Source organism: Neisseria uirgultaei, assembly GCF_962719845.1.
GTDB classification, from domain to species: Bacteria; Pseudomonadota; Gammaproteobacteria; order Burkholderiales; family Neisseriaceae; genus Neisseria; species Neisseria bergeri.
Genome location: NZ_CAUIYF010000002.1, coordinates 175899 through 194598, shown reverse-complemented (window position 1 = coordinate 194598; position 18700 = coordinate 175899). Strand labels below are relative to the sequence as shown.

The 18700-nt window shown below is 53.9% G+C and carries 24 protein-coding genes and 1 pseudogene; 6 read left to right on the top strand and 19 right to left on the bottom strand.

Annotated elements, in window-relative coordinates:
- Nucleotides 1–80 precede the first annotated feature (80 nt).
- The 8 genes from bioB to Q9J32_RS02125 form a co-directional block, all read right to left on the bottom strand.
- On the bottom strand, nt 81–1133 hold the full coding sequence (gene bioB, locus Q9J32_RS02160) for a biotin synthase BioB (protein WP_301885382.1): 1053 nt from the start codon (nt 1131–1133) through the stop codon (nt 81–83).
- 17 nt (nt 1134–1150) lie between these two features.
- Nucleotides 1151–1360 carry a hypothetical protein gene (locus Q9J32_RS02155; RefSeq protein ID WP_301885383.1) on the bottom strand — a complete coding sequence of 70 codons (210 nt, stop codon included), beginning with the start codon at nt 1358–1360 and terminating at the stop codon, nt 1151–1153.
- A gap of 8 nt (nt 1361–1368) precedes the next feature.
- On the bottom strand, nt 1369–2745 hold the full coding sequence (mpl, locus tag Q9J32_RS02150) for a UDP-N-acetylmuramate:L-alanyl-gamma-D-glutamyl-meso-diaminopimelate ligase (protein WP_301885384.1): 1377 nt from the start codon (nt 2743–2745) through the stop codon (nt 1369–1371).
- Nucleotides 2746–2806: 61 nt separating this feature from the next.
- Complete coding sequence (locus Q9J32_RS02145; RefSeq protein WP_301885385.1) at nt 2807–3109, bottom strand: DUF4124 domain-containing protein; 303 nt, start codon at nt 3107–3109, stop codon at nt 2807–2809.
- A gap of 12 nt (nt 3110–3121) precedes the next feature.
- Nucleotides 3122–3319: a hypothetical protein gene (locus Q9J32_RS02140; protein ID WP_304675355.1), complete on the bottom strand. Its 198-nt coding sequence runs from the start codon at nt 3317–3319 to the stop codon at nt 3122–3124.
- A gap of 9 nt (nt 3320–3328) precedes the next feature.
- Nucleotides 3329–4114: a TrmH family RNA methyltransferase gene (locus Q9J32_RS02135; protein WP_301885387.1), complete on the bottom strand. Its 786-nt coding sequence runs from the start codon at nt 4112–4114 to the stop codon at nt 3329–3331.
- Between the two features lie 73 nt (nt 4115–4187).
- The gene (tilS, locus tag Q9J32_RS02130) at nt 4188–5498 is read right to left on the bottom strand and encodes a tRNA lysidine(34) synthetase TilS (protein WP_301885388.1); all 1311 of its coding nucleotides are present in this window, start codon (nt 5496–5498) and stop codon (nt 4188–4190) included.
- A 67-nt stretch (nt 5499–5565) separates the two neighbouring features.
- On the bottom strand, nt 5566–6525 hold the full coding sequence (locus tag Q9J32_RS02125; RefSeq protein ID WP_301885389.1) for an acetyl-CoA carboxylase carboxyltransferase subunit alpha: 960 nt from the start codon (nt 6523–6525) through the stop codon (nt 5566–5568).
- A gap of 212 nt (nt 6526–6737) precedes the next feature.
- Between Q9J32_RS02125 and Q9J32_RS02120 the strand changes: the two genes are divergently transcribed.
- Nucleotides 6738–7139, top strand: coding sequence for an RNA-binding S4 domain-containing protein (locus tag Q9J32_RS02120; RefSeq protein ID WP_301885390.1), 402 nt, complete (start codon nt 6738–6740; stop codon nt 7137–7139).
- A 67-nt stretch (nt 7140–7206) separates the two neighbouring features.
- Here Q9J32_RS02120 and iscX read toward each other — a convergent pair whose 3' ends face one another.
- The gene (gene iscX, locus Q9J32_RS02115) at nt 7207–7404 is read right to left on the bottom strand and encodes a Fe-S cluster assembly protein IscX (RefSeq protein WP_301885391.1); all 198 of its coding nucleotides are present in this window, start codon (nt 7402–7404) and stop codon (nt 7207–7209) included.
- Nucleotides 7405–7601: 197 nt separating this feature from the next.
- Here iscX and Q9J32_RS02110 point away from each other — a divergent pair, with 197 nt between their 5' ends.
- Nucleotides 7602–8189 carry an amino acid permease gene (locus Q9J32_RS02110; RefSeq protein ID WP_301885392.1) on the top strand — a complete coding sequence of 196 codons (588 nt, stop codon included), beginning with the start codon at nt 7602–7604 and terminating at the stop codon, nt 8187–8189.
- Between the two features lie 76 nt (nt 8190–8265).
- On the opposite strand, the pseudogene Q9J32_RS10095 reads toward Q9J32_RS02110, so the two are convergent.
- The 5 genes and pseudogenes from Q9J32_RS10095 to hscA all read right to left on the bottom strand — a co-directional run.
- Nucleotides 8266–8446: pseudogene (locus Q9J32_RS10095) on the bottom strand (IS5/IS1182 family transposase); the annotation flags it as partial.
- A 30-nt stretch (nt 8447–8476) separates the two neighbouring features.
- Complete coding sequence (gene fdx / locus Q9J32_RS02105; RefSeq protein ID WP_002217209.1) at nt 8477–8818, bottom strand: ISC system 2Fe-2S type ferredoxin; 342 nt, start codon at nt 8816–8818, stop codon at nt 8477–8479.
- Nucleotides 8819–8873: 55 nt separating this feature from the next.
- Nucleotides 8874–9635 (bottom strand): DUF2314 domain-containing protein, encoded by a 762-nt coding sequence (locus tag Q9J32_RS02100; RefSeq protein ID WP_301885393.1) that lies wholly within the window; start codon nt 9633–9635, stop codon nt 8874–8876.
- Between the two features lie 35 nt (nt 9636–9670).
- A complete protein-coding gene (locus Q9J32_RS02095; RefSeq protein ID WP_301885517.1) occupies nt 9671–10327 on the bottom strand; it encodes a GIY-YIG nuclease family protein in 657 nt (218 codons plus the stop codon).
- Nucleotides 10328–10403: 76 nt separating this feature from the next.
- A complete protein-coding gene (gene hscA, locus Q9J32_RS02090; protein WP_301885394.1) occupies nt 10404–12266 on the bottom strand; it encodes a Fe-S protein assembly chaperone HscA in 1863 nt (620 codons plus the stop codon).
- Between the two features lie 170 nt (nt 12267–12436).
- On the opposite strand from hscA, the gene hpnD reads away from it, so the two are divergent.
- From hpnD to Q9J32_RS02075, 3 genes are all read left to right on the top strand, one after another.
- The gene (gene hpnD, locus Q9J32_RS02085) at nt 12437–13309 is read left to right on the top strand and encodes a presqualene diphosphate synthase HpnD (RefSeq protein WP_301885395.1); all 873 of its coding nucleotides are present in this window, start codon (nt 12437–12439) and stop codon (nt 13307–13309) included.
- Nucleotides 13310–13383: 74 nt separating this feature from the next.
- A complete protein-coding gene (hpnE, locus tag Q9J32_RS02080) occupies nt 13384–14697 on the top strand; it encodes a hydroxysqualene dehydroxylase HpnE (RefSeq protein WP_301885396.1) in 1314 nt (437 codons plus the stop codon).
- 83 nt (nt 14698–14780) lie between these two features.
- Nucleotides 14781–15500, top strand: coding sequence for an SDR family oxidoreductase (locus Q9J32_RS02075; RefSeq protein WP_301885397.1), 720 nt, complete (start codon nt 14781–14783; stop codon nt 15498–15500).
- Between the two features lie 77 nt (nt 15501–15577).
- Here Q9J32_RS02075 and Q9J32_RS02070 read toward each other — a convergent pair whose 3' ends face one another.
- From Q9J32_RS02070 to Q9J32_RS02050, 5 genes are all read right to left on the bottom strand, one after another.
- Complete coding sequence (locus Q9J32_RS02070; RefSeq protein WP_118777633.1) at nt 15578–15871, bottom strand: hypothetical protein; 294 nt, start codon at nt 15869–15871, stop codon at nt 15578–15580.
- A 16-nt stretch (nt 15872–15887) separates the two neighbouring features.
- Nucleotides 15888–16352 (bottom strand): hypothetical protein, encoded by a 465-nt coding sequence (locus tag Q9J32_RS02065; RefSeq protein ID WP_301885398.1) that lies wholly within the window; start codon nt 16350–16352, stop codon nt 15888–15890.
- 227 nt (nt 16353–16579) lie between these two features.
- On the bottom strand, nt 16580–16822 hold the full coding sequence (locus Q9J32_RS02060) for a peptide ABC transporter permease (protein ID WP_115118869.1): 243 nt from the start codon (nt 16820–16822) through the stop codon (nt 16580–16582).
- Nucleotides 16823–16876: 54 nt separating this feature from the next.
- The gene (locus Q9J32_RS02055) at nt 16877–17179 is read right to left on the bottom strand and encodes a hypothetical protein (protein ID WP_301667728.1); all 303 of its coding nucleotides are present in this window, start codon (nt 17177–17179) and stop codon (nt 16877–16879) included.
- Nucleotides 17180–17196: 17 nt separating this feature from the next.
- Entirely contained in the window at nt 17197–17661 is a 465-nt protein-coding gene (locus Q9J32_RS02050; RefSeq protein WP_301885399.1) for a hypothetical protein, read from the bottom strand.
- Nucleotides 17662–18023: 362 nt separating this feature from the next.
- Between Q9J32_RS02050 and Q9J32_RS02045 the strand changes: the two genes are divergently transcribed.
- Nucleotides 18024–18695 (top strand): CsgG/HfaB family protein, encoded by a 672-nt coding sequence (locus tag Q9J32_RS02045; protein WP_301885400.1) that lies wholly within the window; start codon nt 18024–18026, stop codon nt 18693–18695.
- Nucleotides 18696–18700: the final 5 nt, after the last annotated feature.

Genomic DNA, 18700 nt, shown 5'->3' with positions numbered 1-18700 from the left:
CCGTCCGAACAAATGCCGTCTGAAAGCCTTTTTTCGGGCTTCAGACGGCATCCGCGTTTCAGACGGTGTTTTTCAATCCGTCAATAATCCACTTTAATCCCCGAGGCTTTTTCCGCTCCGCCCGCGCCGCCTTCCGCTTCAAACTGCAAGGGATACAGGTTGAGCTTTTCCATCAGGATTCTGTCGCCGTCTTCGTCCGGATTGCCCGTGGTCAGCAGCTTGTCGCCGTAAAAAATCGAGTTCGCGCCCGCCATAAAGCACATCGCCTGCATCGCTTCCGGCATATTGCTGCGCCCTGCCGAGAGGCGGACATAGCTTTGCGGCATGGTAATCCGTGCTACAGCAATCGTACGGACAAATTCGGTCCAATCCAAATCTTCGGCATCGGCAAGCGGCGTGCCTTCCACTTTGACCAACCGGTTAATCGGCACGCTTTCGGGCTGCGGGTCGAGGTTGGCGAGGCTGGCAATCAGCCCGGCGCGTTCGGCGCGGGTTTCGTTCATCCCGACAATGCCGCCGCAGCAGACTTTCAAACCGGCGTTGCGGACTTTGCCCAAGGTATCCATGCGGTCTTCGTGCCGGCGTGTATGGATGATGTCGTTGTAGCGGTCGGGGTCGGTGTCGAGGTTGTGGTTGTAATAATCCAAGCCCGCCTCTTTCAAGTCTTCCGCCATACCTTCTTCGAGCATACCGAACGTGCCGCAGGTTTCCATACCCAAGCCCTTGACGGCTTTGATGATTGCAGAAACCGTCTCCACGTCTTTGGGTTTGGGGCCGCGCCACGCCGCACCCATGCAGAAACGGCTGGCACCGCGCGATTTGGCGATTTTGGCTTTTTCGACGATTTCATCCACATCCATCATCTGCTCTTTGCCCAGATTGGTATTGTGGTGCGCCGATTGCGGACAGTAGGCGCAATCTTCGGGACAGCCGCCGGTTTTGATCGACAACAAAGTGGAAAGCTGGATTTCTCGCGGATTGAAATTTTGGCGGTGGACTTCTGCCGCCTGATAGACAAGTTCTAAAAACGGCAGTCCGAAAAGTGCCTCGACATCGCATTTTTTCCAATAGCGCGCGGTGGGATGAGGCTTGCGCTCGGTCTTACGGCGCAAGGCGACGGGGGATACGGTCATAATGTGTTCTTTCGTATTTACAGCGGCGCAATGACGCTGACAGGCAAACCGCCGGCGCAATGACGCTGACAGGCAAACCGCCGGCGCAATGACGGCGGTTGCGGGTAATCAAATGGCTGAAAACAGCGGCGGCAAGTGTAACGCGTTTGAAAATACGGGGCAAACGGTTTTTCCGCCTTTGTGCCGCGCAGCCGGGCAATGCCGTCTGAAGGGCTTTCAGACGGCATCGCCCGGGCTATCTCAAAGCGTCCAGCAATTTGGTGTGTATTCCGCCGAAACCGCCATTGCTCATCACCAAAATATGGTCGCCTGCTTCGGTATGTTTCACGATTTCGGCAACGAAGGCATCGAAATCTTTACCGACGTGCAGCTTGCCGCCTAAAGGCGCGAGGGCTTCGGCGACGTCCCAGTCCACGCCGCCGGCATAGCAGAACACTTGGTCTGCACCTTTGAGGCTTTCGGGCAGCGCGGCTTTCATCGTGCCGAGTTTCATGGTGTTAGAACGCGGCTCGAGGACGGCGAGGATACGTGCGTTTCCGACGCGCTGACGCAGGCCTTCGATGGTGGTTTCGATGGCGGTCGGATGGTGGGCGAAGTCGTCGTAAACGGTGATGCCGTTTACCGTGCCTTTGATTTCCATGCGGCGTTTGACGTTTTTAAACGCGCTCAAGGCTTCGCAGGCGGTCTGAATATCGACTCCGGCATGACGTGCGGCGGCGATGACGGCGAGCGCGTTCATGCGGTTGTGTCCGCCCATCAAATCCCATGCGACGTGTCCGGCTTTTTTGCCGTCAAGCAATACGTCGAACGAGCCGTCGGCATTGACTTCGCCAACCTGCCAACCATGTTCGGTGCCGAATTTTTCCACCGGCGTCCAGCAGCCTTTGTCTAAAGTGTCTTGCAGGCTTTTCTGCTGTCCGTTACAGACGATTAAGCCTTCAGACGGCACGGTGCGCACGAGGTGGTGGAACTGGGTCTGTATCACGCCCAAGTCGGCAAAGATGTCGGCGTGGTCGAATTCCAGATTGTTCAACACGGCGGTACGCGGGCGGTAATGCACGAATTTGGAGCGTTTGTCGAAAAAGGCAGTGTCGTATTCGTCGGCTTCGATGACGAAAAACGGCGATTTGCTGTTCGGGTCTTGACGCGGCGTTTGCGGCAGGCGGGCGGAAACGCTGAAGTTTTCCGGTACGCCGCCGATAAGGAAGCCCGGCGCGAGTCCGGCATATTCCAAGACCCAGGCGAGCATGGACGCGGTAGTCGTTTTGCCGTGCGTCCCGGCAACGGCAAGCACCCAGCGGCTGTGCAGCACGTTTTCAGCCAGCCATTGCGGGCCAGAAATATAAGGCAGACCTCGGTTCAAAATGGCTTCGACCACATCCGTCCCGCGCTTGGCAACATTGCCGATAACGTAAATATCGGCTTGAAATTCGTCCAACTGCGCCGCATCGAAGCCTTCATGCACGTCTATGCCCAAGGCTTCGAGCTGGGTGCTCATCGGCGGATACATCTTCGCATCGCAACCGCTGACTTTGAACCCCGCTTCTTTGGCAATAGCGGCAATCCCGCCCATAAACGTGCCGCCGATACCGATAATATGGATGTGTTTCATCAGAGTTCCCTAATCGTTCAAATTCTATTGTCCAACACCGTCATGGCTGATTCGGTTTCAATCAATGCGTCCTGATACCGGCATCCGAACCGTCTTTCTGTGCATTCCCTTTCGGATTTTGGGCGGCTTCGTCCCTCACCGGGTCCGAATAATCGCCGGTCCCTGCGTCTTCCGCCCTGTCTTTCACGGCAGGTCTGACCGAACTGTACACCCGCTCCCGCCCCAGATTCACACCCGAACAGTGCTTTCCCGGTGTCTGGCTGTAACTGACCTTACCGTTTTGACGGCATTCGTACACTGCCGAAGATGCCGTCTGAACCGCCGCAGCCAGCATCAGCCCCGCAATAATTTTAGATGTTTTCATATCAAGACTCCTTCAAAACCATTTCCACCACACCCAAGCCAAAACCGCCGCCACCACGGCATTGGACAATAAGATGAGTTTCCACTGCCCGTCCTTCCGCAATGCCGCCTTCTTGGACTTCAAAGCACCCGCATAAAAAAACGGTGTCAGCAGCATAGAAACGGCGCAGAGGAAAATCAATACGCCGTAATAGATTTTTTCAGACGGCATTTCTTTTCCTTAATACGCCGCCCGTTGGCGCATCTGTTCAAACAGGCAGACTGTCGCCGCCATCGCGACATTTAAAGACTCGGTTGCATCGTGCATCGGTATCCTGACACACTTGTCCGCCCTGTCCAAAAGCGCTTTACCGACACCCGCGCCTTCGTTGCCAAACACCCAGGCTGTCGGTGCGCACAAGTCTTCGCCATACAGAACCGCCTGCTTTTCCTCACGCAACGCGGTGGCAAACACACGGTCTTCATAGTGCACCAACCATATTTTCAAATCCGCCTGCGGATAAATGTCCGACAGGAAATGCGCGCCCATCCCCGCGCGCAATACCTTGGGCGACCACGCGTCCGCGCAACCTTTGCCCAAAACGACCACGCCGATTCCCGCCGCCGCCGCGCTCCGCAACACCGTGCCGACATTGCCCGGGTCTTGCACGCCGTCCAAAACCACGCAGTCGCCGCCGGCCGGCAAAGCACCCGCATCCGGAATATCAATCAGCGCAAGCACATCATCCGCACAAGTCAAGCTGCTGATTTTTTTCAATATGCCGTCTGAAACGGAAAAAATCCTGTCTTCCGGCAAAACCGCCGTCAATTTACGGACTTCTTCAGACGGCATTTTAGCTTCGGGAATATATACCCCGACCGGCTTTCTGCCGGATTGCAGGAAAACCTGAAGCAGGTGGACGCCCTCCAAAACGGTTTGGGCATACTGCCGTCTGAACTTTCCTTGCGACAATAGGCGGTGCAGGTGCCGGATGTGTTCATTATTGATCGAACTGATGTGTTTCACTTCACAAGCCTTTTAGAAATATGCAACCGGACAATACCCGACTGAACGCCGCCGAAATCTGTTTGCGATATTATCAAAATAAAATGGGAAAGTCAGGATGGACGGGTAAAATGCCGTCTGAAACCGAGATTTGAAAATCCGCACAACAGTTTGCCAACGCCAATGGACGGTTTCCGCTGTCGGCAACAAGCGGCCAGATTGGGCGCAGGGCAGGCAAAACCCGTTTCCCCTGAAGGATTTTTTTCACATTTTTATGGATGCCGCCGACAGCCAACGTATCCGATGCCGCTACCGTCCTCAAAATCCCGTCCTGTTCCAAAAGATGCCCGGGAAGCCCAAACGGATGACGTTTTAAAACAAATCCCTGCCCCGTCAATATTTCCCTTAAATTTCCGCTTATTTGCCTGTCTTTCAAAAACAGTAGTTTATCCATTTTTTCCAATTGGAACACAAACAGCCTGCCTGCATAATGATGCAATTCGAAGCCTTGCAAGCTCCAACGCCCGGTTTTTGCCTCTGCCAAAACGCGGGCAATGTCAGCAAGGGCATTCTGATTCGGCACGGTGATGCCGTTTTCCTTCAGAAAATGCCGCAAAATATGGGTTTTCCGGCGCGGAGAAAATGCCTGCCAACGCACCGTATCGAAACTGCCTTCCTCACAGACCCAACGGCAGTCCTGAACGACGACCTCGTCCAGCAAAGCCAAATCTTCCTGCAAAGCGCGGACATTGTTCAGCACATGCCGCCCGAAATGGGGAATCTGCGCGGAAAGTTCGGGCAAAATACGGTGTCGGAAGCGGTTTCGCAAATAAGCCGTATCGCTATTGCTTTCGTCCTCGATATTCGGCAAACCGTGTTTTTTTGCATAATCCTGCACATCTTGCCGTGAAAAAGGCAGCAAAGGCCGCCAGATGATGCCGTTTTCCCCAAAAGGACGGACGGCGGGCATAGCCGCCAAAGCGCGCAAACCGCCGCCGCGCGCGACCGCCAGCATAAAGGTTTCGATTTGATCGTCCCTGTGATGCGCCAACGCCAAAACGTCAAAGCCTTTTTCGGCAAACGCGGCATAACGCTTTTGCCGCGCCGCCGCCTCGATGCCCAAACCGTTTTTTTCCACGCAGACCTTAACCGTTTCCAGCCCCACCCCGAGCATATCGCAATAGTTTTGGCAGAAATCCGCCCAATCGTCGGCACGGGGACTCAAGCCGTGATGGATGTGCAATGCCTCCGGCACAAATCCTGCCCGTTTCCCTGCACGGACAAGCAGATGCAGCAAAACGACGGAATCCAATCCGCCGCTTAATGCCACTGCTGTTTTTTTTCCATTCAGACCTTGAGGAAAACAATCCTTCAAGCATCGCTCAAACGCATCTAAAGTCAGCACGGCTCCGTCCCGATAAAGAAAAAGCAAGCAGTTTCAGACAAACTGCTTGCCGCCGGTTTCATTTGAATTATTGTTCGGAAAATTTGCCGTAAGCCATAATGCGGTCAAAACGGCGTGAAAGCAAATCGGCGAGCGGCATACTTTGCGCTTCGTGCAGTTGTTTTTCCAAAACGGTTTTCACGTTTTTCATGGTTTGCCCGAAATCCCGATGCGCGCCGCCCAATGGTTCTTTGATGACGGTATCGACCAAGTCCAGCTTTTGCAGGCGGTCGGCAGTAATGCCCAAAGCCTGAGCCGCATCAGCAGCTTTTTCCGCCGTTTTCCACAAAATAGACGCGCAGCCTTCGGGGGAAATAACGGAATAGGTCGAATATTGCAGCATATTGACGTAATCGCCTACAGCGACCGCCAACGCACCGCCCGAACCGCCTTCGCCGATGACGGTACACAAAACGGGAACGCGCAGGCGCGTCAGTTCGTACAGGTTTTTGCCGATGGCTTCCGACTGCCCGCGTTCTTCCGCGCCGATACCGGGATACGCGCCCGGCGTATCGATAAAGGTCATGACGGGCAAGCCGAATTTCTCAGCCGTTTTCATCAGGCGCAGGGCTTTGCGGTAGCCCTCGGGGCGCGGCATACCGAAGTTGCGGCGGATTTTTTCTTTGGTGTCGCGCCCTTTCTGATGCCCGATAACCATCACGCTTTGTCCGTTGAAACGCGCCAATCCGCCGACAATCGCATGATCGTCGGCAAAGTGGCGGTCGCCGTGCAACTCTTCAAAATCGGTAAACAGCGCGTCAATGTAATCCAAAGTATAGGGACGCTGCGGATGCCGGGAAACCTGTGAAATCTGGGCGGGCGTAAGTTTGCCGAAAATAGACTTGGTCAAATCGTTGCTTTTTTTCTGCAAACGGTGTATTTCGTCCGAAATATCGACAGCGGATTCATCCTGAACAAAACGCAGTTCGTCGATTTTTCCGGTCAGTTCGGCTATGGGTTGTTCAAAATCCAAAAAAACAGGTTTCATAAAATGAAGCTCTCATCAACAGATTCTGCCGCTATCATACGCTATTTGTGCATATTCCGCAGTTAATTTATTGTCCAAAACGGCTTTTCCACACCCTCTTTTTGTGTTCGGGCAGCATGGGAAACAGGGGGATTAGTGCATATATACTAGTTATAAGGCGGCGTATCTTATGCTAAACTCGAAACAAATTCAATTATTTCAAACAAAATCGTATGAAAGACAAGCACGATTCTTCCGCCATGCGGCTGGACAAATGGCTTTGGGCGGCACGTTTTTTTAAAACCCGTTCCCTTGCGCAAAAGCACATCGAACTGGGTAGGGTTCAAGTAAACGGCTCGAAGGTCAAAAACAGTAAAACCATAGACATCGGCGATATTATCGACCTGACGCTCAATTCCCTTCCCTATAAAATCAAGGTTAAAGGTTTGAACCACCAACGCCACCCGGCATCGGAGGCGCGGCTGCTTTATGAAGAAGACCTGCAAACCGCCGAATTGAGGGAAGAGCGCAAACAGCTCGACCGCTTCAGCCGCATCACTTCCGCCTATCCCGACGGCAGGCCGACCAAGCGCGACCGCCGCCAACTGGACAGGCTGAAAAAAGGAGACTGGTAAAACCGTTCATGCCGCAAACAGAAGCACGAACCGCGTACCGCCGTATTTCAGACGGCATTCGCGAAACTTATTCTGCCTCGTCTATCCATGCCTGCTGCACGGCCTCGAGTATGCGTTCGCCGCAACGGGCGGGATCGTCGTCAAATTCGGGCAATGCCATAATCAGGTCGCGCAGCCGGGTAAAGCGCACGGTTTTGGGATCGATGGTTTCGCCGTGCAGGTCGTAGAGTTCTTCGGCGATGCGCCGGGTGTCGGTCCATTTCATATGAATTTCCTTTTATCGTCCGGCATTGAAGCCGTGTAGAATATGTTTCGGCAAAACTGCCGCCCTTTGAGGATGGCTGAATGTTTCAACTCGCCGGACACCACCCTATGTGTCCTGATCTGGGAGGAGTTGCCCCTCCCAAACAAATCTGATTCTACCGCCCCGAAGAGCGGGGTTTCAACCGACAAGGAAGATTGATGAACAATCCGTTGGCCGCAAAATTGTCCAAACTGGTTTATACCGCTTCCGACCATCCCGACTCCCTGTCGGAGATGGAGGAGTTTGACCGTCTGATTCTGCTGATACGCAAACTGTATCAAATATTGGACGGACAACATACCCTCTACAGAGTAACGGTTTGCCTTCACTACCGGAACAGGCGCGGTCTGATTGCCTTGGATAAAGCGGCTTCCGGTTGCGATGCGGCAATGTTGCGCGCCCGGCGTTGGCGCATCTACACGCAGATTGCGGAACGCCTTGCCGGGTCGGGCGGCGGCTTCACGGTTACGGTAGAAAGCGTGTCCGCCGCCTGCCCCGAGCTTGAAGGACGCTATCTCGACCTTGTCCGCCGCGCCGCCACCTCTTTCGGTTTCGCGCAAGGACAGGAAAATCCGGCAGGCGGACAGGAAGAAACGCAAGCCGTCTCGGATGCCGCATCGGGCCGTTCCGTCAGAAAACCAATCAAAATCAATATAGAAGCGAAAGTGGAACGCTATCCTGCATACCGCCCGACCGCCGCCCTGAAAATAACCCGCCGACGGTTTTTCCAGCTGCAAAACCGGTAAATACCCGTGCATCGCGCCCGAGTAATCCGCCTCGGATGCCGCACCAATCCGTTCCGTCAGAAAACCGATAAAAATCAATATATAGTGAATTAAATTTAAACCGGTACAGCGTTGGCTCGCCTTGCCGTACTATTTGTACTGTCTGCGGCTCGCCGCCTTGTCCTGATTTAAATTTAATTCACTATAGAATCGAAAGTTCCGCCTGTACGAATGCCTGTTTTCGGGCGATTGCGCCTTATCCGCGCAACAATGCCGTCTGAAGCGCGCCGACTTCAGACGGCCTGCTCTCAGTGTTCTTCGCGCGCGTGGTTGATGGTGTATTTAGGGATTTCCACAATCAAATCCTCGCCGGCGACAACCGCCTGACAACTCAGGCGCGAATCGGCTTCCAAACCCCAAGCCTGGTCGAGCAGGTCTTCTTCCAATTCGGTCGGCTCTTCCAAACTGTCGAAACCTTTGCGGATGATGACGTGGCAGGTGGTGCAGGCACAGGATTTTTCGCAGGCGTGATCGACTTCGATGTCGTGGTCGAGCAGCACATCAAGGACGGTTTTGCCTTCGGGCGCGTTATCGATGACTGCACCCTCGGGACATAATGTCGTGTGTGGAAGTACGGTGATTTTGGGCATTTTTATTGTCTTTCTGTAAAAAGTGTTTGTGTCCGTTTTTCGGAAAACTGTCTGCCTAATGTCGCGGTTCGAGCAGGTCGGCAACATTTTGCCAGCCCGTCAGGCGGGCAAAATCGAGGGCGGTATAGCCTTCCGATGTCTTTGAGGCAGGATTTGCGCCGTATTCAAGCATGGCTTGAACCATAAGTGCATTTCCTGCGATGGCTTCATGATGAAGCGGCGTATAGCCGTCTTCGTCCTGCTCATGCAGAAAATCCGGATTTTGGGACAACTGTTGCCGAAAATCGTCAATACAGTTCCGGCACATCGGATGCTCTTCCAGATTTTCGGGGTGTTCTTTTTCTTCATACACCAGCAATACCTGCCCGGGATCGCCGAAATCGATTCCCCATGCGGCATCGTGTTCTGCGCGCTCCTCTTCCGTCATCTGCCCGCGCATTGCCTGTATGGTAAAGCCGCCGTAGGGGATGCCGTTGCACACGAACATCCAGTCGCTGATGTCGCCAACCGGAACGCAAACGCTTTCGCCTTGTTCGACATTGGTCAGTTCGCCGGGTTCATTGTTCAGCACACCATAAATGTAAAGACCGTCAAAATAAATATCGTCGATCCACATATGTTCGCAAATTTCGCCGTCTTCGCCGTCTTGGAAAAAAGGGACTTTGACCATGGCAAAATCCAGGGCGGGAATAATGCGGCGGCGTTCCCAAAAAAGCTCGCGCCAAAAGTATTTGAATGTTTTACGGGCGCGTTCGCCGGCACGGTTTACCGGTTCGTCTGCCTGTTCTACATAATAAATGACGGAATCGCCCATCATACTGCTCCTCAACGTGTACGGTATTTGTTTGCACCTTACCGCGGTTTTCTGCCTTCGGCATCCGATTCGGATTTGAAAAGTTCCAAATATTCGGAATAGGCTTTTTCCAAATCCGCCTGCGAAAAACAGGTGTAAATATGGATGCCGTCTGCAATTTCGTCCGTCAGCCTCGTGCCGCTTTTGCCGAAATATGCTTCTTTAAAAAGGCGGATTTTCGATTTTTTCGGCTTGTAGGATGCCGCGCCCGCCAAAAGCCGGGGCAGCGCGTAAGGATATTCCTGGTGTCCGCGCCGTACCAAATCAAGCAGTTGTTTGCGGCCGGACCCGGCATTCCCTTCCTGCCTGCGTTCGTGGACGCTTTTTTCAAATTCCGATTCCGCCGTTTCGTTTTTCGGAAACACGATTTCGCCGCGAAGCGATAAAAACAAACGTTTCACAAGGTTTTCGTCCACGGCGAACAATTCGGTATCGCCGATCCTGCTTTTGCTGAAAATTTCATGGAGCAGGTTTTCTTTTTCTTTGTAATTGTCGGTTTTGACGGCGAGGATGCGTTCCAATCCGGCAACGTTCGCATAGCCGTTGTTTTCCAAATGGCGCATTCTGCCTTCAAAATTGCTTACGTCCGAAATGCCGATTTTATACACGCCCTTGATGACGGTTTTCATCAGATAGACAATGCCTGACTTTTCCATATCGATGTTTTTCAAGTGTTTTCGAGCCTTCAGACGGCATCAGGTTATATCTGTGCCGTCTGAAACCGTTTAAGTATCAAATATTATCGACACTCTGGCCTGTCAGCGCGCGTTGGATGTTGCGGTTCATGCGTTTGGCGGCGAAGTTGTCGGTGCTGCGGCTGAGTTTGGCGACGGCGGTGCGGATGTCTTCGGCTTTTCCGTCTTTCAGACGGCCTTGCAAATCGGCGATGCCTTGCCGAATCTGTTGCAATTCTTCGACTTCCAGCAAATCGCTGTCCAACTCGAGGGCGGCGTTGACGGCATCGGTCAGGCTTTCGGCTTCGACCACGGCTTCGGCGCGGGCGCGTGCCGCCATATCTTCGGCGGCGTTGCTCATACTGTCTTTGAGCATTTGGGTGATGGTGTCGTCGTCCAAGCCGTAGGAGGGTTTGACTTCGATTTGCGCGTGTACGCCGGTGCTCTGTTCTTGGGCGGAAACGGACAGCAAACCGTCGGCATCGATTTGGAAGGTTACACGGATACGCGCCGCACCCGCCGCCATAGGCGGAATGCCGCGAAGGGTGAATTTGGCAAGACTGCGGCAGTCGGCAACCAGTTCGCGTTCGCCTTGTACGACGTGTATCGTCATCGCGGTCTGACCGTCTTTGAAGGTGGTAAAGTCCTGCGCGCGCGCGGTGGGAATGGTGGAATTGCGCGGGATGATTTTTTCCGCCAAGCCGCCGTAGGTTTCCAAACCGAGCGACAAGGGCGTAACGTCCAGCAGCAGCCATTCGCCGTCGGCTTTGTTGCCTGCGAGGACGTTCGCCTGTATGGCGGCACCGAGCGCTACGACTTCGTCGGGGTTGAGGTTGTTCAGCGGGGTTTGTCCGAAAAAGGTGGCGACCGCCTGCTGGACGTGCAGCATACGGGTCGAACCGCCAACCATAATCACGCCTTTGACTTCGTTTTTACCGACACCGGCATCTTTCAACGCCTGTTTGACCGGTTCGAGCGTTTTCATCACCAAATGCTGCGTCAGGTTGTGGAACTCGGCGCGACTGATGCTTGTGTCGATTGCCATGCCGTCTGAAAGCGTCGCCTGAATGCGCGCTTCGGTTTGCGTGGTCAATTGTTCTTTGGCGGCGCGGACGAGCGAGAGCAGGAGTTGGCTGTCTTGTTCGTTGAGTTGGGAGAGTCCGTTTTGTTCGAGCAGGTAACAGAACAAACGATGGTCGAAATCGTCGCCGCCCAACGCGCTGTTGCCGCCGGTGGCTTTGACTTCAAACAGCCCTTTGGTCAGTTGCAATACGGATACGTCGAATGTGCCGCCCCCTAAGTCATAGACGACAAACGTGCCTTCCGAGGCGTTGTCCAGCCCGTAGGCAATCGCGGCGGCGGTGGGTTCGTTGAGCAGTCGCAATACGTTCAAACCCGCCAGACGCGCGGCATCTTTGGTGGCCTGGCGTTGCGCGTCGTCGAAATAGGCGGGGACGGTAATCACCACGCCGACCAAATCGCCGCCCAAGGTTTCTTCGGCGCGCGCCTTGAGGGTTTTGAGGATTTCCGCCGACACTTCGACAGGCGTTTTTACCCCCTGCCGCGTATGCAGTTCGATAACGCGTTGATTGTCGCCGAAACGGTAAGGCAGGTAATGCGTATTTTGATGCAGATCGGCAAGCGTCCGTCCGATAAGGCGTTTGGCGGAGCTGACGGTATTCAGCGGGTCGGATTTTTGCGCGGACAGGGCGGTTTTGCCGACTTCAATGCCGCCGTTTTCCAAATAGCGGACGACGGAAGGCAGGGTAACGCGCCCGTCGGCATCGGGCAGGCAGGCTGCACTGCCGCTGCGGACGGTGGCGACCAGGCTGTTGGTCGTACCCAAATCGATGCCTGCCGCCAAACGGTGCCGGTGCGGGGCGGCGGACATACCCGGTTCTGAAATTTGCAAAAGAGCCATAAATTCTGCCTGTCGGTGCGGTGTGTAAAGGAAGGAAGGCGGCATTTTAACAGAATTTGCGCCGATAGTTGAGCAAACCGCTAAGGATTGGGTCGTGCCGCCGAAATTGCCCTCTGCCGCCAAATACCGATAAAATCCGCCTTTCCCGCCCATCATTAGGAATATAAATCGTGAAAGGACTCGACTATTGCCGCCAAAAAGCAGAAGAAAGCCGCTCCAGTTTTTTGTCGGGCTTCCGTTTCCTGACTCAGGAAAAACGGGATGCGGTAACGGTTCTGTATGCCTTTTGCCGCGAATTGGACGATGTGGTTGACGAATGTTCCAACCCCGATGTTGCACAGGCAACATTGAACTGGTGGCGCGGCGATTTGGACAAGGTGTTCGGCAGCGCGATGCCGGAACACCCCGTCAATCAGGCTTTGCAGCAGGTTAAGGAAACCTTCAAGCTGCCGAAATATGAACTGGAAGCCTTAATCGACGGGATGCAGATGGATTTGGTTCGGGCGCGTTACGGCAGTTTTGAAGAATTGAAACTGTACTGCCGCCGCGTCGCGGGCGTAGTCGGCTGCCTGATTGCGCGGATTTTGGGGTTTTCAGACAATCAAACACTGGAATACGCCGACAAGATGGGGCTTGCCTTACAATTGACAAACATCATCCGCGATGTCGGCGAAGACGCCCGTAATGGGCGGATTTACCTGCCGATGGAGGAAATGCAGCGGTTTGACGTGCCTGCGGGCGTGATTTTGCAATGCAGACCGACAGAAAATTTCGCCAAACTGATGGCGTTCCAAATCAAACGCGCCCGCGAAACCTACCGCGAAGCCGTATCGCTGCTGCCCGATGCCGACAAAAAAGCCCAAAAAGTCGGACTGGTTATGGCGGCGGTTTATTACGCGCTGTTGAACGAAATCGACCGAGACGGCGCGCAAAACGTCCTCAAATACAAAATCGCCCTCCCTTCGCCGCGCAAAAAACGCATTGCCCTGAAAACCTGGTTATTCGGATTCAAACCGCGCCCCGGCACGCCGCAACGGGCATAAGGCGCATACCGCCCTTCAGGAAAACCCAACCCCCGCCGCCCCGAAAAACGGGGTTTCAACCATTGGAGGAATAAATGATGAACACGCCGCATCCGCGCCCGAAAATCGCCGTCATCGGCGCAGGCTGGGCAGGACTGTCCGCCGCCGTATCGCTGGCACGCCGTGCCGACGTTACCCTGTTTGAAGCCGGCAGGCAGGCAGGCGGCAGGGCGCGCACACTGACCGGAAATACCGACGGTTTCAGTTTTTTGGACAACGGGCAGCACATTTTGCTCGGCGCATACCGGGGCGTGTTGCGCCTGATGAAAACCATCGGTTCAGACCCCCGTGCCGCCTTTTTGCGCGTACCGCTGCACTGGCATATGCACGGCGGTTTGCAGTTCCGCGCCCTCCCCCTGCCCGCGCCGCTGCATATTTTGGGCGGCGTGCTGCTTGCCCGGCGCGTACCGACCGCATTCAAAGCCAAACTGCTTGCCGATATGTCCGATTTGCAGAAGTCCGCACGCCTCGGACAGCCCGACGCGACAGTGGCGCAATGGCTGAAACGGCGGAACGTGCCGCGTGCCGCCGTGATGCAGTTTTGGCAGCCCTTGGTCTGGGGCGCGCTCAACACGCCTTTGGAAACCGCAAGCCTGCGCGTGTTGTGCAATGTTTTGTCCGACGGCGTGCTGACGAAAAAATCCGGCAGCGACTATCTCCTACCCAAGCAGGATTTGGGTGCAATCGTCGCCGAACCCGCCTTGGCGGAGCTTCAACGGCTCGGCGCGGACATCCGCCTCGAAACGCGCGTATGCCGTCTGAACACCCTCCCGGACGGGAAAGTGCTCGTCAACGGCGAAGCCTTCGATGCCGCCATACTTGCCACCGCGCCCTACCACGCCGCCGCGCTCCTGCCCGAAGGCACGCCCGAACACGTTCAGACGGCATATCAAAACCTTCGCTACCACGCCATCACCACCGTCTATCTGCGCTACGCCGAACCCGTCCGCCTGCCCGCCCCGCTGACCGGACTTGCCGACGGCACGGCACAATGGCTGCTTTGCCGAGGCAGGCTCGGCTTGCCGGAAAACGAAGTCTCCGCCGTCATCAGCGTTTCCGACCGCGTCGGCGCGTTTGCAAACCGTGCGTGGGCGGACAAAGTCCACGCCGACCTCAAACGCATCCTTCCGCATTTGGACGAACCCGAAGCCGTGCGCGTCATTACCGAAAAACGTGCCACAACCGCAGCCGATGCCCCGCCGCCGGATTTATCGTGGCTGCACCGGCACCGCATCTTCCCCGCCGGCGACTACCTCCACCCGCACTACCCCGCCACACTCGAAGCCGCCGTACAATCAGGTTTCGCGTCGGCGGAAGCCTGCCTGCAAAGCCTGAGCGATGCCGTCTGAAAACACCGGCCGACATCGGGACGCTTTACAAGGTGCGGCAAAACGCTAAAATACCCCCGACCGACCACCAAAAAGGAAAAAGTATGGCGACACTGTCCGACAAAACCATCTTAGTAACCGGCGCATCGCAAGGCTTGGGCGAACAGGTTGCCAAAGCCTACGCCGCCGAGGGGGCGACCGTGATTCTGGTGGCACGCCATCAGAAAAAACTGGAAAAAGTGTATGACGCGATTGTCGAAGCCGGATACCCCGAACCATTCGCCATCTGCTTTGACCTTATTAGCGCGGAAGAAAAAGAATTTGAACATTTCGCCGCCACTATTGCCGAAGCCACGCAAGGCAAACTGGACGGTATCGTCCATTGCGCCAGCTATTTCTACGCACTATCGCCGCTAGATTTCCAAACCGTCGCCGAATGGGTCAACCAATACCGTATCAACACTGTCGCCCCGATGGGGCTGACCCGCGCCCTCTTCCCGCTGCTGAAGCAGTCGCCCGACGCATCCGTCATTTTCGTCGGCGAAAGCCACGGCGAAACACCCAAAGCCTACTGGGGCGGCTTCGGCGCGTCCAAAGCCGCGTTGAACTACTTATGCAAAGTCGCCGCCGACGAGTGGGAACGCTTCGGCAACCTTCGCGCCAATGTCCTGATTCCGGGCCCCATCAATTCCCCCCAACGCATCAAATCCCATCCGGGTGAAGCCAAAAGCGAACGTAAAAACTACGAAGACGTACTCCCGCAATTTGTCTGGTGGGCAAGTACCGAAAGCAAAGGGCGGAGCGGCGAAATCGTTTACCTCTAAATCTCCTTTTTGTTTTGCCATTTGGGTTCTCCAATAAAAAAGCAGCCTGAAAGATTTCAGGCTGCTTATGCAGGTTACTATTTCTTTTCGGGCGGATCGGGCGGAATGAAAAGAAAAGCCGCACCGAGAATAAGGGGAAGCAGAAATCGGGCATAGGGATACAACGGATGATCGACATGCCAATAGCCGTATCCCCTATGACTAGGAACAATGTCGTATTCGTAAGTATCGGGGAAGAAGTTGATCCATACTGTCACAATTACCCAGATAGTGAGCTTTCTATGGTTGGCTACCCACCGCACCGGCTTGCTGTTGCGGATGCTTTCCGGTACCACTTTTTCCCATATCCAACGAAAAAACAGCAGATACATACCTGCCCCCCTGCGGTTACAAGCCCAGCAGTTCGATTTCGACTTTTGAACGCCAGCGGGCTTGTGCCGTAACAATACACATTCTTAATTTTCGGTCTGCCGCGCTGTATTTAATCCAGCTTTCAATAAAAGCCTCCAATACTTTGAGCGCGTTGTTAAGGCCGACTGCTTTATTAAACCACAATCGTTTGATTTCCCTAGCGGTTACATCCCTGCCTTTGCTGATCAGGTATTTATCAAACGGCACGTTGCCGAAAAGCAGCTTCAGCTCGTCCGGAAGCTGTTCCATAACGCTGCCGGCAATGCCTTCAGCCAGTACGGCCAGCGGTTTCAAACGCTCATGGCATGCGCCGATTTCGGAGAACATCTGATCGACCATACCGACTACTTCTTCTGTAATTTGATCCGACCGGGCGCGGACTGCGCCTTCAAACAGTACATTTAGGATTTTAACATAAGATTCTTGTATGGCTCTATCCATTTTAAATGCTCCAAGTAAAAAAACCCGCAGGTGCGGGCATGAAAAAGACCGTCTGAAAACAGACAGCCTTGTTTTTAGCTTCGCAGAAACTTTAAGCAACCTGCACTTTTTGTTTTGCCATAGGGCTTCCTTTCTAAGGGATAAAGTAAAAGCAGCCTGAAAGCCGGTTTGGACGGTTTCAGGCTGCCTCAAAAGGTTTTGCAAGTAATGACGAACAAGGGACGCGTTTACCAATTCTTGTCCCTGTAATGCTCGGACAGGGCAATCAGTATTATCCACAGGCGGCAGACAAATCCGCTGACGCCGGCTGCCATAAACAGGATTTTTTCCCAAGCGTTCATAGGGGGCATAGGCGTTCGGCTGCCCTCAGTGGTCGGCCCGTCAAGCAAAATATAGATGATGACGGTAACAACATACAAAAGTACCGGTTTGCGATACAGCATCCAAATATGTTTCAGCCTGTCCGACATACCCCCTCCCAGATGAATCAAAGACCGAGAAAAGCCGGCTCCTTATGCAGGTTACTATTTCTTTTCGGGCGGATCGGGCGGAATGAAAAGAAAAACCGCACCGAGAATAAGGGGAAGCAGAAATCGGGTATAGGGATACAACGGATGATCGACATGCCAATGGCTGTATCTCCCTTCAGGAATAATGTCGTATTCGTAAGTAGCGGGGAAGAAGTTGATCCATACTGTCACAATTACCCAGATAGTGAGCTTTCTATGGTTGGCTACCCACCGCGCCGGCTTGCTGTTGCGGATGCTTTCCGGTACCACTTTTTCCCATATCCAATGCAAAAACAGCAGAGTCCACTTACCCCGCATACCTGCCCCCCCTGCGGTTACAAGCCCAGCAGTTCGATTTCGACTTTTGAACGCCAACGGGCTTGTGCCGTAACAATACACATTCTTAATTTTCGGTCTGCCGCGCTGTATTTAATCCAGCTTTTAATAAAAGCCTTCAATACTTTGAGCGCGTTGTTAAGGCCGACTGCTTTATTAAACCCCAATCGTTTGATTTCCTTAGCGGTTACATCTATGCCTTTGCCGAGCAGGTATTCATCAAACGGCACGTTGCCGAAAAGCAGGGCCAGCTCGTCCGGAAGCTGTTCCATAACGCTGCCGGCAATGCCTTCAGCCAGTACGGCCAGCGGTTTCAAACGCTCATGGCATGCGCCGATTTCGGAGAACATCTGATCGACCATACCGACTACTTCTTCTGTAATTTGATCCGGCCGGGCGCGGACTGCGCCTTCAAACAGTACATTTAGGATTTTAACATAAGATTCTTGTATGGCTCTATCCATTTTAAATGCTCCAAGTAAAAAAACCCGCAGGTGCGGGCATGAAAAAGGCCGTCTGAAAACAGACAGCCTTGTTTTTAGCTTCGCAGAAACTTTAAGCAGCCTGCACTTAGCTCACCGTCATAGAAGCAATGCAGAACGGGCGGTAAATAATCGCGCCCCATGTGCCCTGCGATCAAAGGGCAGGTTCCACACCCGCTCTCCTTTTCAGACGGCATCAAAAAGCACACCATATCCGCCAATATGCCCAATATGCCGACACAGGAAAATCTTCACCCCGGCAGACAAAAACACCTTGACTAAAAATTATATGCAAATAATAATAACAACCTCTTTATTCCTCTAACAATTTTGGAGTAGGTTTCATGAAGAAAATTTCCGCCGCCATCGCTTTTGCCGCCGCTGCCGTTTCACTGACCGGCTGTGCGACCGAATCCTCACGCAGTCTCGAGGTAGCAAAAGTCGCCTCCTACAATACGCAATATCACGGTGTTCGCACCCCGATTTCCGTTGGAACATTCGACAACCGCTCCAGCTTCCAAAAAGGTATTTTCTCCGACGGTGAAGACCGTTTGGGCAGTCAGGCAAAAACCATCTTGGTAACGCACCTGCAACAGACCAACCGCTTCAACGTACTGAACCGCACCAACCTTAGCGCATTGAAACAGGAATCCGGCATTTCCGGCAAAGCGCAGAACCTGAAAGGCGCAGATTATGTCGTTACCGGCGATGTAACCGAATTCGGACGCAGAGATGTCGGCGATCATCAGCTCTTCGGCATTTTGGGTCGCGGCAAATCACAAATCGCCTATGCAAAAGTGGCTCTGAATATCGTCAACGTCAATACTTCCGAAATCGTCTATTCCACACAGGGCGCGGGCGAATACGCACTTTCCAACCGCGAAATCATCGGTTTCGGCGGCACTTCCGGCTACGATGCGACTTTGAACGGCAAAGTTTTGGACTTGGCAATCCGCGAAGCAGTCAACAACCTGGTTCAGGCTGTTGACAACGGCGTATGGCAACCCAACCGTTAAGGACA